The organism is Streptomyces sp. NPDC037203 (genome assembly GCF_055605065.1).
On sequence record NZ_JBVJUC010000002.1, the window covers coordinates 49,789 to 64,092 of the forward strand.

At 74.1% G+C, this 14,304-nt stretch carries 8 protein-coding genes; 3 read left to right on the forward strand and 5 right to left on the reverse strand.

The features are described from left to right. Positions 1-35: 35 nt before the first annotated feature. From ACZ7EC_RS04690 to ACZ7EC_RS04710, 5 genes are all read right to left on the reverse strand, one after another. Positions 36-2,285 carry a bifunctional glycosyltransferase/CDP-glycerol:glycerophosphate glycerophosphotransferase gene (locus ACZ7EC_RS04690; RefSeq protein WP_471058012.1) on the reverse strand — a complete coding sequence of 750 codons (2,250 nt, stop codon included), beginning with the start codon at positions 2,283-2,285 and terminating at the stop codon, positions 36-38. Between the two features lie 156 nt (positions 2,286-2,441). After that, a complete protein-coding gene (locus ACZ7EC_RS04695) occupies positions 2,442-3,344 on the reverse strand; it encodes a carbohydrate ABC transporter permease (RefSeq protein WP_471058014.1) in 903 nt (300 codons plus the stop codon). Further along, complete coding sequence (locus tag ACZ7EC_RS04700) at positions 3,341-4,684, reverse strand: carbohydrate ABC transporter permease (protein WP_471058017.1); 1,344 nt, start codon at positions 4,682-4,684, stop codon at positions 3,341-3,343. The genes ACZ7EC_RS04695 and ACZ7EC_RS04700 overlap by 4 nt, the downstream gene beginning before the upstream one ends. Before the next feature lie 7 nt (positions 4,685-4,691). Beyond that, positions 4,692-6,068 carry an ABC transporter substrate-binding protein gene (locus ACZ7EC_RS04705; protein ID WP_471058020.1) on the reverse strand — a complete coding sequence of 459 codons (1,377 nt, stop codon included), beginning with the start codon at positions 6,066-6,068 and terminating at the stop codon, positions 4,692-4,694. 195 nt (positions 6,069-6,263) lie between these two features. After that, positions 6,264-9,617 (reverse strand): FHA domain-containing protein, encoded by a 3,354-nt coding sequence (locus ACZ7EC_RS04710; RefSeq protein WP_471058023.1) that lies wholly within the window; start codon positions 9,615-9,617, stop codon positions 6,264-6,266. A gap of 415 nt (positions 9,618-10,032) precedes the next feature. On the opposite strand from ACZ7EC_RS04710, the gene ACZ7EC_RS04715 reads away from it, so the two are divergent. The 3 genes from ACZ7EC_RS04715 (at position 10,033) to prfB (ending at position 14,293) form a co-directional block, all read left to right on the forward strand. Beyond that, positions 10,033-11,769, forward strand: a complete 1,737-nt coding sequence (locus ACZ7EC_RS04715; protein WP_471059707.1) for a serine/threonine-protein kinase — start codon at positions 10,033-10,035, stop codon at positions 11,767-11,769. Positions 11,770-11,881: 112 nt separating this feature from the next. After that, entirely contained in the window at positions 11,882-13,123 is a 1,242-nt protein-coding gene (locus ACZ7EC_RS04720) for a serine/threonine-protein kinase (protein ID WP_471058026.1), read from the forward strand. A 63-nt stretch (positions 13,124-13,186) separates the two neighbouring features. Next, positions 13,187-14,293, forward strand: coding sequence for a peptide chain release factor 2 (prfB, locus tag ACZ7EC_RS04725; protein ID WP_471058029.1), 1,107 nt, complete (start codon positions 13,187-13,189; stop codon positions 14,291-14,293). Positions 14,294-14,304: the final 11 nt, after the last annotated feature.

Genomic DNA, 14,304 nt, shown 5'->3' on the forward strand with positions numbered 1-14,304 from the left:
CGTCGAGCCGAGGGGCAAGGGAACTCCCGGTGTTCTCAACGGTGTTCGGCGATCCTGGTGACGGACCGGTGGCCGGTCGGATGCGGCACGGTGGCCAGCGGGGTCCGTGCCGGGTGCGGGGTGCCCGCCATGGCCGTGCGGACCGGACGGCGCTCGCCGAGCGGCACCACCGGGGACGGCTCGGTGCGGCCCAGCACGATGTGCCGTACGACGCGTTCGGCGGCGCGCCCGTCGTCCCAGGGGCAGAACCGCTCCCGGAACGCGGCCCGCAGCAGCGCGGCCCGCGCGCCGTTCCAGTGGCCCTCGGTGAACACGCCGATCAGTTCGTCCTCGTCGCGCCCCACCGCGCCGGGCGGGGCGCCGGGCAGGTCGACGTAGGCGCCGCGGACGGCCCGGTACGTCGCCCAGTCCCCGGTGTGCAGCACGATCGGCCGGTCCAGGCCGGCGTAGTCGAACATGAGCGGCGACTGGTCGGTGAGCAGCGCGTCCGCGGCCAGGCACAGGCTCTCGGGGCAGGGATGCGCGGAGACGTCGACGACACGGGCGCCCTCGACGGGCGCGTCCCCGTGCGTGCGGGCGAGCAGCACGAAGCGCGGGCCGAGTCCGTGCGCGAGCCTCGGCAGGTCCAGCGGGAGGTGCTGGGTGCGGCGGTGGTCGCGGCGGGCGGGGGCGTAGAGGATCGCGACGGCGCCCGCGGGGATGCCGAGGGTGGCGCGCAGCCGGGCCACGTCGTCCGGGGTGGCCCGCTGGAAGACGTCGGTGCGCGGGCTGCCGTACTCCAGGGCGGTCCAGCGGCCCGGATGGACGCGCTGCCAGGTCAGGGTGGAGTGCCGGTTGCCGGAGACCACGTGGTCCCACTGGTCGACGTCCCGCAGCAGCGCCGCGGGGTCGGTGCCCGCGGTGGCCGCCGGGCGCTCCACGAGGTCGAGTCCGGTATGGCCGAGGGGGGTTCCGCCGAGGGTGCGCACGAGGATCTGCCCGTCCCGCTTGCGCAGCCCGCGGGTGAGGTGGGCGTCGCCGAACAGGTACGTGGAGCGGGCGAGTGCCGTCCAGTGGGCGGCCGTGCCGGGGGCGACGAGGCGGGGACCGGCGGGGAGCGGGTGCGGGTGCGCCGGGTCGGCGATCCAGGTGGTGCGCACATGCGGGGCGTACCGGCGCATCGCCTCCTCCAGCGCGGCCGGGTCGCCGCCGTACCCGCCCGCGGCGGCGAACACCGCGCGCTCGGGGCGCAGCGGCAGCCGCCGCTGGACGCCGTAGTGCAGCTGCAGCGCGCCGGAGCGCACGGCGCGCGCCGGGCCCAGCACGAGCGCCCGCAGGCGGCGGCGGGCGGCGGCGGCGTACCGCAGGGCCCGGAAGGTGCGGTGCAGCCCGAACCGGATCAGCAGGTGCCGCCGCCGCAGCCGCGCCTTCGGCACCCGGTAGCGGCGGTAGTGGTCGCGGGCCCGGCGCAGGAAATCCCCGTGGCTGCCGCGCGGCAGCCGTCCGGGGCGGGTGAAGACCACGCCGTAGTGGTCGATCATCCGGCGGAACAACTCCGGCTTCCAGAAGGCCAGTTCCGGGTGGTCGGCGACATAGGCGAAGACCCGCTCGTACTGGTCGAACAGGTCGAAGTGCTTGCGGCTGGTGGTGGACAGGATGCTGCCCTGGCGGCGCTGCCGGTAGCGCACGCACACCCGGTCCAGGGTCGCGATCGAACCGGCCGCCATCAGCACCGGGAAGGTCCAGGGGGTGTCCTCGTAGTAGCCCGGCGGGAAGGCGAAGCCCTGCTCCGCGACGAACTCCCGCCGGTACGCCTTGTTCCAGGCCACCATCAGCACCCGCAGCAGCCCCGGCCGGTCCGTGAGCCGGAAGGGCGCCCGCCCCCACTGGCTCAGCTCGGCCGCGAGATGGTTGCGCACCCGCCGGCCGTCCCAGTACGCGCGCTCGTAGTCGTACACCAGCACATCCGGCCCGCCGGTCGCCTCGATCCGCTCGGCGACGGCCGCGAGCGCGCCCGGCGTGAGGGTGTCGTCGCTGTCCAGGAAGATCAGGTACTCGCCGGTGGCCTGCGCGATCCCGGCGTTCCGGGCCCGCCCGAGCCCCCGGTTCTCCGGCAGGTGTAACGGCTTGACGCGCGGGTCCCGGACCGCGTACTCGTCGATGATCTCCCCGCACGCGTCCGGCGAACGGTCGTCCACGGCGATCACTTCGAGATCCCGGTACGACTGCGACAGCACGGAGTCCAGGCACTCGGAGAGATACGCCTGGACCTGGTACACGGGGACGATGACACTGAACCTGGGCACGGGACATCCATGGGTCTCTCGGCGCGGGCGTTCTGCCCGGCAACGGCCGAAGGAGTGACGGGGTTACGGCCCGTACGGCATTCGGGGGACATCCGGTGAACGCGCGGGGGCGGGCCCGCACCCGGACCCGCCCCCTGAACGGCCTTCTGCCATGCGCTATTTGACCGCCCCCGCCATCACCCCCGACACGAACTGCCGCTGGAAGGCGAAGAAGACGGCCAGCGGGATGACCATGGAGATGAACGCGCCGGGTGCCAGCACGTCGATGTTGTTGCCGAACTGCCGTACCTGGGTCTGGAGTGCGACCGTGATCGGCTGGGTGCCGGACTTGGTGAAGACCAGGGCGACCAGCATGTCGTTCCACACCCACAGGAACTGGAAGATGCCGAGGCTCGCGATGGCCGGGCCGCCCAGCGGCATCACCACGCGGGCGAACAGGCGCAGCTCGCCGGCGCCGTCCAGGCGGGCCGCCTCCAGGAGTTCGCGGGGGATCTCCGCGAAGAAGTTCCGCAGCAGGAACACCGCGAACGGCAGTCCGAAGCCGGTGTGGAACAGGACCACGCCGAAGATCGTCCCGAACAGGCCGACCTTGCCGAAGAGTTCGGCGATCGGGATCAGCGCCACCTGCACCGGCACCACCAGCAGGCTGACCACGCCGATGAACCACCAGTCCCGGCCCGGAAACTCCATCCAGGCGAACGCGTAACCGGCGAGCGAGCCGATGACGACGACGAGGACGGTCGCCGGGACCGTGATCAGGAGCGAGTTCAGCAGGGAGTGGGTGATGTCCCCGTTCTCCAGCAGCTTCCGGTAGCTGACGAAGGTCAGCTGGGACGGCTTGGTGAACACCGTCCACCAGCCGCTCGCGCTCATGTCGTCGGGGGAGCGCAGCGAGGAGATCAGCAGGCCGATGGTCGGCACCAGCCAGAACAGGCCGACCAGGACGAGGAAGACGCGGACCAGGGTGCCGCCCAGCTTCTCCGTGATCCGGGCGCCGAGCGGCGGCCGGGCCGCGGGGGCGGGCGGGGTCGTGCGCGTATCGGTGGCGAGCGCCGTCATCGCCGTACCTCCCGCCGGAGCCGTCGGACGTTGAGCAGCATCACCGGGATCACCAGCACCAGCAGGAACACCGCGATCGCGCTGGCGACACCCGGCTGGCCCTCCGCGAAGCCCCGCCGGTACAGCTCCAGGGCGAGCACGTTCGCGTCGTCCTGGGAGGAGCCGGGGGCGATGATGTACACGAGGTCGAACACCTTCAGCACATTGATCATCAGGGTGACGGCGACGACCGCGAGAACCGGCGCGAGCAGCGGCACGGTGACCTTGCGGAACACCTGCCACTCGGTGGCGCCGTCCACCCGCGCGGCCTCCAGCAACTCCCGTGGCACCCCCGCGAGTCCGGCCGCGATCAGCACCATCGCGAAGCCCGCCCACATCCACACGTACGCCCCGATGATCGCCGGGGTGACCAACGCCGGGCCGAGCCACTCCACGCCGTTGTACGGCTCCTTGAAGTTGCTCGCGGGCAGTCGCAGCCGGGCCCCGTCGGCCGCCGCGGGCAGCGTGAACGTGCCGTCCGCCGCCGCCTTCGTGGACGCCACCACCTTGCCCCCCTTCACCGCCTCGATCCGCATCCCCGGATAGCCCGGCTCGGACGGGTCGGGCACGCCGAGCCGGCCCACGCCCTTGCCGCGGGTGAAGTCCTGCCAGGTGGTGCCGGTGACCTTGCCCGGCTCCGCCCGCGCGGCCGTCGCCCGCTTCGCGTCGCCGGGCATCTCGTCCGGGGCCACCCCGACGAGCGGCAGGGCGACCGGCCGCCCGGCGTGCACCGCGGCCCTGGTGACGAAGCCGCCGCCCTGCGGGACGAGCGGCGACTCGCGCCCCGGATGCGCCTTCGGGAACGCCGAGGACTGCGCGAAGGTGTCGTGCACCGACACCCACGCCGCGTTGGCGACGCCCTTGTCCGGGTCCTGGTCGTACACCAGCCGGAAGATGATCCCGGCCGCCAGCATCGAGATCGCCATCGGCATGAAGACGACCAGCTTGAACGCCGTTCCCCAGCGGACCCGTTCGGTCAGCACCGCGAAGATCAGCCCGAGCGCGGTGGAGACGGCGGGCGCGAACACCACCCAGATGACGTTGTTCTTCAGAGCGGTGAGGATGCCGTCGTCCGTGAAGACCGTCTTGTAGTTGTCGAATCCGGCGAACCCGTGCCCGGAGTCGGTGCCGAAGCTGCGGACGACCGAGTACCCGATCGGGTAGACCACGAGCGCGCCCAGCAGCACCAGGGCGGGCAGCAGGAACAGCACTGCCACCGCCCTGCGGGTACCAGTCACGCTCTTGCGCGCGCGGGGCGCGGCGGGACCCGGTGGGGCCCCGGCCGCCGCTGCCGACGCCATCGCCGGCTCAGCTCCCGCTTCCGTACGCGGCCGCCGCGTCCTTCTCCAACGCGGCCTGGGCGCCCGCGACATCGCCCGGATTCCTCAGGAAGTCCTGGAGGTCCTTCCACTCGCCCTTGCCCGGCGTGCCCCCGAACGCCTGCGGGGCCTGGTCGGACATGTCGAAGCGGAAGTCGTCACCGGACGCGATCAGCGACTTCGCGATCTTCTGCTGGACGCTGTTCGGGTACGCCGAGACCGGCACGTTCTTGTTCGGCGAGAGATAGCCGCCCAGCTTCGCCTGGATGGTGGCCGAGTCCGGGGAGGCGAGGAAGGCCATCAGGGCCTGCGCCGCCTTGGAGTCCTTCAGGACGACCGCCGCGTCACCGCCGGAGACCACGGGCGCGGTGGCGCCGACGGCCGGGAACGGGAACACCTTGGCGTCCGTGCCCACCTTCGCCTTGGTCTCACCGATGTTGACCTGCACGAAGTCGCCCTCGTAGACCATCGCGGCCTTCGGCTGGTCGCCGCCGGTGAAGGTCTGGGTGACCGAGTTCGGGAACTCGGTCTGGAGCGCGCCGTCCTGCCCGCCGGCCAGGTAGTCCCTCTTGCCCCAGATCTGCGCCAGCGTCTGGAGCGCCTGCTTCACCGAGGGATCGGTCCACTTGATCTTGTGCTGGGCGAGCTGGTCGTACTTCTCGGGCCCCGCCTGCGACAGATAGACGTTCTCGAACCAGTCCGTCAGCGGCCAGCCGTCCGCGCCCGGCACCGAGAAGGGCGTGACCCCGGAGTCGTAGACGGCCTGCGCGGTCGTCAGCAGGTCCTTCCACGTCTTGGGCTCCTTGGCCCCCGCGTTCTCGAAGGCCTTGGCGTTGTACCAGATGAGCGACTTGTTGGCGGCCTTGTAGTAGACGCCGTACTGCTTGCCGTTCACCTTCCCGATGTCCTGCCAGCCCTGCGAGTAGTTCTTCCGGACCTCCTTGAGCGCGTCCGGTCCGACCGGCTTGGCCCAGCCCTTGTCCACGGCCTGCTTGATGGCGCCGGGCTGCGGCAGCAGCGCGATGTCCGGCGGCTGCCCGCCCGCGATCTTCGATCCGAGGAAGTTGATGATCGGGTCCTGCGCGGGCACGAAGGTGACCTTCGCGCCGGTGCGCCGCTCGAACTCCGCGAGGACCTTCTTGAAGTTCGTCTGCTCCTGCCCGGTCCACACGGCCGCGATCTCCAGGTGCGCGCCGTCCAGCCGGGGCAGGGCGACCGAACCGCCCGTGGAGGGCGCGCTTCCGCCGCCCTTCTTGCCGTCGCCGCCCCCGCCGGAGCACGCGCCGAGCACAAGGCCCCCCGCGAGCAACGCGGCGACCGCGCCGACGGCCCTGCCGGTCCGGATGGTGCTGCTCTTGCTGCGCATCACTTCCCCGTTCGTCGTTCTGCGTCCTGCCGTGAACGCCCGTGCGCGTGAACGCCGGACGCTGTTCGTGCGCTCCGGTGTACGCGGGCCGTCGGGGCGGGGCAAGAGCGCCTGCATCCGGGAAGGGGCGATCGTGACCGGGTCGTGATCATCGGTGTATGCGCCCGGACACGGGGGGAGTCGGCTCCGCGGCCTCTACAGCAGCGAGGGCACCCGGACCGCCGCGACCTGCCGGGCGGCACGCTCCACGGCGCTGGCCAGCAGCGCCAGGTCGGTGGGGCCGTTGCCGAGTTCGCGGACCGGACGGCGGGCCGGGGGGTCGCCCATCCGCTGCCAGTCCAGCGGGACGACCGTGGGGCGCTGGGTCGCGGTACGGGGGATGCGACCGGTGACCCGGCCGGCCTGGAACTCCACCGAGGGGGCACCCGGACGGGCCAACTCGCCCCGCCCCGGCGCCGGTTCCTCGGGACCCTGCCGAGGGGCCGCGAGCGTGATGCGCAGGGCAGCCCGGCGGGCCGGTTCGCTGTCCGCGGTACGGCCGTCCGTGCCGGCCGCCGCCACCAGGTGCACGCCGAGCCGCTCGCCCTCGCGGGCCACCGCCTCCAGGGCCCGCATGACCGAACCCGCGGCGGGCCGGCCCGGAGCGCCGAGCGCGGGCGAGACCAGCGCGTCCAGATCGTCGACGACCACCACGAGCCGGGGCAACGGCGGTACCGCCTCGGCGCGCCGGCGTGCCGCGGCGCCGGGGCGCAGCCGCAGCGTCGAGCTGGGCGGCGCCTCGATGTCCCCGGTGCCCGGCGGGGTGCGCTGCGCGACGACCCGGCCCGGCGCCGCCTGCCCCGCGTGCCACTGCACGAACTCCGTCCGGCCCAGCAGCTCCGCGCGCCGCTTCAGCTCCGCGCTGAGCGACTGGGCGAACTCCCGCATGCGGACGGGGTCGTTGGCGAGCAGGTGGGTCGTCACATGGGGTATCTCCACGCAGACCCGCAGACCCTCGTTGCGCCCGCTGCCGGTGCCCACGCCGTCCCGGCCGTCGATGAGCACCATGCCGAGCCGGTCCGGCCGTTCGGCCGCGGCCAGCGACGCCACCACGGCCCGCAGCAGTTCGGTACGGCCGCTGCCCGCCGGGCCCTCGATCAGCAGATGCGGTCCGTCGGCCACCAGATCGGCGGTCACCGGGCCGTGCGGTCCGGCGCCGAGCACGGCACGGGCCCGGCCGCCCAGCGCCTCCGGGTCGTCGGCCGCGTCCGCCCAGCGGGCCATCAGCGAGGCCGGGGTGGCACGGGCCAGGCCCAGCTCGTCCAGCAGCCGCGCCGACTGCGGCAGCGGCGCCGCCACCCGCGCGTGCCCCGCGCCGGCCGGGCCGTCCGGCCGCAGCGGCGCCAGCGCCCGCGCGAACCGCTCCGCCCACGCCGGGGACACCGCGTCCACGGTGGCGAGCACACCGGGCGCCACCGGGCCGCCCGGCGCGATCCGCAGCAGCTGGAGGGTGCCCGCCACATCGCCGCTAAGCAGGGCCACGGCCCCGCAGTGCCGGAACGTCGGGGCCACGGTGCACGCCATGTCGTACGTACGGGTCACGGGCGAGGCCGCCGAGGCAGCGGTGACCTCGGCCAGGCACAGGACGTGCACCCCGGCCCGCGGGCCCACCGCGGCCAGCCGGGCCAGGGCCTCCTGGAGTCCGGTCCCGCCGGGGTCGCCGTCGACCACGACCACCGTGTAGGGGCCGGGGAACCCGGTGGCGCCGAGGTCGGCTTCCTCCCTGGCCCAGGAGGGACGGCGGGCACCGCGGGGCGGCGTGCCGAAGGCGGGGGAGAGTGTGCCGGGGGCCGGTGCGCCGAGGGGCCCGGCGGGCGCACCGGCCGCGCTCGGGCCCGGCGGCCGGCCCTGGTGGCCCGGTTCCTGGCTGCGGTGGCCCGGCGGCCGGCTCTGGTGGGGGATCAGCGGGGCGTCGTACGGCGGCGCGGACGACCGCGGCCCGGAGTTCCCGGTGCTCTGCGCCGGGATCGGGTGCGCACGGCGGCCCGTGAGGTCGTCCACCCGGCGCAGCAGTTCCTCCGTGCGGGCGGCGGCCTGTTCGCGGTCGTAGGCCAGCAGGAGGCGGCAGTCCTGCCCGTGGTTCGGACGGACATGCGGCAGCCAGCCCAGCCAGGACCACTCGGCGGTGCGCTCCGCCACCGGACGGGAGGCGTCCGCACTGATCAGCACGATCTCCAGCAGGTCGGGGGAGTGCAGCGCGGCGAGCTGGGCCAGCACCGCGCGGGCCAGCCCGGACAGCCGGGGCCGGGGCCCGGCCAGGCCCAGCGCGCCCGTCTCCCGCAGCGCGGCGGTCACCGGTACGGCGGGCAGCAGGCCCGAGCCGTCCGGCGTGCTCCGGTCGGCCGTACCCAGCCGTACGGTCAGCGCCTCCGGGTGGCCGGGCCCGCGCTCCCACAGCCGGGGGCCGGGGCCGAGCGCGGTGAGCAGCAGCGCGGCGGGGTCCGGCCAGGTGTCGGGCCGCTGCGGGGCCCCGGCGTCCGGGACGTCACCGGGCGGGGCCGTCTCGCCGTACGACCGCGCGCCCGCCACCGGCTGCTCCGCGCGCCCGCCGGTCAGCCGCCGGGCCCAGGCGCCGAGCCCCCGCCGCCGGACGCTCTGCGCCCCGCCGACCCCGAACCGGCCCGCGTGGGTGTCGCCGTCGCGCCCGGCGGATGCTTCGTCCGCGGCGCCGCCCCAGGAGGCGGAGCCGTAGGCGTGCCCGGTCCCTTCCGCGACGCCGGTCGCCGGGCCGGGGGGACCGGCCCAGGTCCCGCCGGGCGCCGACGGCGGCACAGGTGGCGCGGACGGGGTGGGCGAGGCGGGCACCGCGGGCGCCGCGGGCGGGAATCCGGCGTCCGGTGCGTCCGCACCCGGCCCGACGCGCAGGCAGCCCTCCCCGTCCGCGACCACCGGCACCCGCGGCCGCGGCCCGCCGTGCGCGACCCGCAGCGCCGACTCCCCGATCCGCAGCAGGCCACCGGCGGGCACCCGCACCGCCCGCTCGTCGATCCGCGTGCCGTCCAGCGTCGTACCGTTCGTGGAACCCAGGTCCGCCACGGACACTCTGCCGTCCGCGCCCACCGTCACCGCGCAGTGCAGGCGCGAGACATCGGGGTCGTCCAGCGGCACATCCGCGTCCGCGGAGCGCCCGACCGTGATCCGGCCGCCGTGCAGCAGATGCACCCCGCCCGCGTCCGGCCCCGCCACCACATGCAGCTGGGTGGGCGCGTCGTCCAGCTCGGGATGCGGCTCGGCGGCGGCGGGCGCGCCCAGGGCCAGTACGGCGCCGTCGACCAGCGGCGGTTCCCCGAGCACGGCGCGGCGCGGGTCCAGCCGCTCGGCACCGGCGTACAGCACGACCGCCGCGCCCCCGGTGTCGCGGCCCGCGCCCTCCCCGGTGACCGCCCCGGCCAGCGCGGAGGCGACCGCGGCGAGGTCGGTGCCCGCGGGCGCCGTGACCAGCACGTCGCGGCTCGCGCCCCGCTGCGGGGGCGGGCCCAGCGGGTCTACGACGGTCAGCCGGATCTGCATCGGCGTCAGCGGTCCCTTCTGCGCGGGTCTGCGCGGGCGCGGACTACCCCCCACCCCACACGAGCACGTCGGCCAGTACGGGGAGCATCCTCGCACCTGCCGCCGACACCGTGCCCGTCACCCGGTGCGAAGTGATCTTGATTGGTCGGCTCTGACCCCAAAAGTGCCGGACATGGACCACCCCGACGATCAGTTGAGATCGGTCACGTCCCCTCTTATGGCTGCTTCCGTCGGCTTCCGCCGGCGTCCGCGGCGGCGCACGGCGACCGCGGGCAACCAGGGGCGAAGGACACGCGTCTTTCCTTCGGACCTGCCCACGAACGCTTACGTGGCGCCCCACCCCGCACCACTACAGTGGTCCGGAACACCGGGAATGCAGGCAAGCAGCATCAGCAAGCAGCAGGGAGCGCGTGACGTGCGGCCAGTCGGCAGCAAGTACCTGCTTGAGGAGCCGCTCGGACGCGGCGCCACAGGCACCGTCTGGCGTGCCCGCCAGCGCGAGACCGCGGGCGCGGAGGCGGCCGTCCCCGGCCAGCCGGGCGAAACGGTCGCGATCAAGGTCCTGAAGGAGGAGCTGGCGAGCGACCCGGACATCGTGATGCGCTTCCTGCGCGAGCGCTCCGTCCTGCTCCGGCTCACCCACCCGAACATCGTCCGGGTCCGCGACCTGGTCGTGGAGGGCGAGCTGCTGGCCCTGGTCATGGACCTGGTCGACGGCCCCGACCTGCACCGCTACCTGCGCGAGAACGGCCCCCTGACGCCGGTCGCCGCCGCCCTGCTGACCGCGCAGATCGCCGACGCGCTCGCCGCGAGCCACGCCGACGGCGTGGTCCACCGCGACCTCAAGCCCGCCAACGTGCTGCTGCGCCAGCAGGACGGCGAGATGCACCCGATGCTGACCGACTTCGGCATCGCCCGCCTCGCCGACTCGCCGGGCCTGACCCGCACCCAGGAGTTCGTCGGCACGCCCGCGTACGTCGCCCCCGAGTCCGCCGAGGGACGCCCGCAGACCTCCGCCGTGGACGTCTACGGCGCCGGCATCCTGATGTACGAGCTGGTCACCGGCCGTCCGCCGTTCTCCGGCGCCACCTCCTTGGAGGTGCTGCACCAGCACCTCAGCGCCGAGGCTCGCCGGCCCTCCACCGTGCCGGACCCGCTGTGGACGGTGATCGAGCGCTGCCTGCGCAAGAACCCGCTGGAGCGGCCCAGCGCCGAGAACCTGGCGCGCGCCCTGCGGGTCGTCGCCGAGGGCGTCGGGGTGCACGCGAACTCCGCCCAGATCGCGGCGGCCGAGGGCGTCGGCGCGCTGCTCGCCCCCGACCCGGCCCCGGCCTCGGTGCCGGGCGAGCCGGGCATCGCCGGTGCGGCGGACCCCACGCAGGTGCTGCCCACGAACGCCCCGCAGGCGTCGTACGACCCGAACGGCGCCACGAGCGTCCTGCCGCCCGCCGCGGGCCCCGCCGGCGCGGCCGACCCCACCGCCGTCCTGCCGCACACCGGCGCGGCCGACCCGACGGCCGTCCTGCCGAGCACCGGCGCCGCCGACCCGACGGCCGTGCTGCCGAACACCGGGCCGCAGGGACCCGGATCCGAGCAGCCGCACCCCTGGCAGAACCAGCTGCGGGCCGCCCGCGACCGCAACGAGCAGACGCAGATCCAGTACCTCTCCCCGGAGGACGACCCGCTGCACCACCGGCCCCAGCGGCAGGTGGCCCGGCCGCAGCAGCAGCAGCAGCCGCGGCCGCCCGCGCAGCCGCGCCGGCAGCAGCCGCAGCAGCGCGGTCGGCAGCAGGGGCAGCCGGGGTACCAGCAGGGCGGGTACGGCTACGCGCCCCAGCAGCCCCAGCAACCTCAGCAGCACCAGCCGCAGCACCGGCCCCAGCAGTACGCGCCGCCCCAGCAGCCGCAGCGGCCCGCGCGGGAGCCCAGGGCGCCGCGGCAGCGCAGCGCCAACCCGATGAAGATCCCCGGACTCGGCTGCCTGAAGGGCTGCCTGTTCACGATCGTCATCCTGGTGGTGGCGAGCTGGCTGATCTGGGAGCTGACGCCGCTGCACACCTGGGTCGGCCAGGGCCGCGGCTACTGGCACGAGCTGAGCCACTGGGCCGGCCAGGTGAGCCGCTGGGCCAAGAACCTGGGCAGCGGCAAGTGACCGGTCGGATAGGGGATTTGTCGACATCTGACGGGTGATTTCCGTCTCCGCGGTGAAGGTTGGCTCGCCGGACGCGTAGTTTTAGCGACAACACGCGTCTGTAGGAGCAGTCTTGGCACGGAAGATCGGCAGCCGGTACACCGCGAACCAGATCCTGGGGCGGGGCAGCGCCGGCACGGTGTGGCTGGGCGAGGGGCCCGAGGGCCCCGTCGCGATCAAGCTGCTGCGGGAGGACCTCGCCTCGGACCAGGAGCTGGTCGGGCGCTTCGTCCAGGAGCGCACGGCGCTGCTCGGACTGGAGCACCCGCACATCGTCACCGTGCGCGATCTGGTGGTCGACGGCAACGACCTGGCCCTGGTGATGGACCTGGTGCGCGGCACCGATCTGCGCACCCGGCTGGAGCGGGAGCGCAGGCTCGCGCCCGAGGCCGCGGTGGCGATCGTCGCCGATGTCGCGGACGCGCTGGCCGCGGCGCACGCGGCGGGGGTCGTGCACCGGGACGTCAAGCCGGAGAACGTGCTGCTCGACATGCAGGGCCCGCTCGGCCCCGGCGGGGCGCATCCGGCGCTGCTGACCGACTTCGGGGTGGCCAAGCTGATCGACGCGCCACGGCGGACGCGCGCCACGAAGATCATCGGTACGCCGGACTACCTGGCCCCCGAGATCGTGGAGGGGCTGCCGCCGCGGGCCTCCGTGGACATCTACGCGCTGGCCACGGTGCTGTACGAGCTGCTGGCGGGCTTCACGCCCTTCGGCGGCGGGCATCCGGGCGCGGTCCTGCGCCGCCATGTCACCGAGACCGTGGTCCCCCTCCCCGGCATCCCCGAGGAGCTGTGGCAACTGATCGTGCAGTGCCTCGCCAAGGCGCCCGCGTCCCGGCTGCGGGCCTCCGAGCTGGCGGCGCGGCTGCGGGAGCAGTTGCCGACGCTGGCCGGGCTGCCGCCGCTGGACGTGGACGAGCCGGACCTCTCGGAGCAGGGCGCCGAGGAGGAACCGGCGGCTCCCGCGGCTCCCGCGGCCTCCGCGCAGGGCGCGCCGGTACGACGACGGGGCGCGGTCTCCCTCGTGCAGGGCGCCCGGCCCGACTCCAACCGCGACACGCACACCTCGATGCGGGTGCCGGCACCGGACGAGCTGGCCGGCGGCGCGCACGGGACGGCACGCGCACCCCGGCCCGCGGGCGCGCCCCGGCCGGGCTCGGCGAAACACCGTGCCGCGGTGCGCCGCCGTCGGATCACGGTGGGGGTGGCGGGGGTGGCCGTGGCGGTACTGGTGTCGCTCGGCGCGTGGTGGGCGACGTCGGACACCCCGCCGGACCCCGCTCACCCGGCATCGACCTCGTCCACCCCCTGACCCCCTGACCCCTCTCCCCGTCGCGCGGCGAAGGTCGCTTGCCACAGCCGTTACGCTTGAACCGTGGCAGTCGTCGATGTTTCCGAAGAGCTGAAGTCCCTCTCCTCGACCATGGAGTCGATCGAGGCCGTCCTGGACCTCGACAAGATGAGGGCAGATATCGCCGCGCTCGAGGAGCAGGCGGCAGCCCCGTCCCTGTGGGACAACCCGGACGAGGCACAGAAGATCACCAGCAAGCTCTCCCACCTCCAGGCCGAGGTCAGGAAGGCGGAAGCGCTGCGCGGCCGCATCGACGACCTCTCGGTCCTCTTCGAGATGGCCGAGGAGGAGGACGACCCGGACACCCGCGCCGAGGCCGAGTCCGAGCTGGCCGCCGTGCGCAAGGCGCTGGACGAGATGGAGGTCCGCACCCTCCTGTCCGGCGAGTACGACTCCCGTGAGGCCCTGGTCAACATCCGCGCCGAGGCCGGCGGCGTCGACGCCGCCGACTTCGCCGAGAAGCTCCAGCGCATGTACCTGCGCTGGGCCGAGCAGCGCGGCTACAAGACGGAGCTGATCGAGACGTCGTACGCCGAAGAGGCCGGCATCAAGTCGACCACCTTCTCCGTACAGGCGCCGTACGCCTACGGCACCCTCTCCGTCGAGCAGGGCACCCACCGCCTGGTGCGCATCTCCCCCTTCGACAACCAGGGCCGTCGCCAGACGTCCTTCGCCGGAGTCGAGGTGCTGCCCGTGGTCGAGCAGTCCGACCACGTCGAGATCGACGAGTCCGAGCTGCGCATCGACGTCTACCGCTCCTCCGGCCCCGGCGGCCAGGGCGTCAACACGACCGACTCCGCGGTCCGCATCACCCACCTGCCCACCGGCATCGTGGTCTCCTGCCAGAACGAGCGGTCGCAGATCCAGAACCGCGCCACCGCGATGAACGTCCTCCAGGCCAAGCTGCTGGAGCGCCGCCGCCAGGAGGAGCAGGCCAAGATGGACGCCCTCAAGGGCGACGGCGGCAACTCCTGGGGCAACCAGATGCGTTCGTACGTGCTCCACCCGTACCAGATGGTCAAGGACCTGCGTACCGAGTACGAAGTCGGCAACCCCGAGGCCGTGTTCAACGGCGAGATCGACGGTTTCCTGGAGGCCGGCATTCGCTGGCGCAAGCAGCAGGAGAAGTAATTTTGTCGACA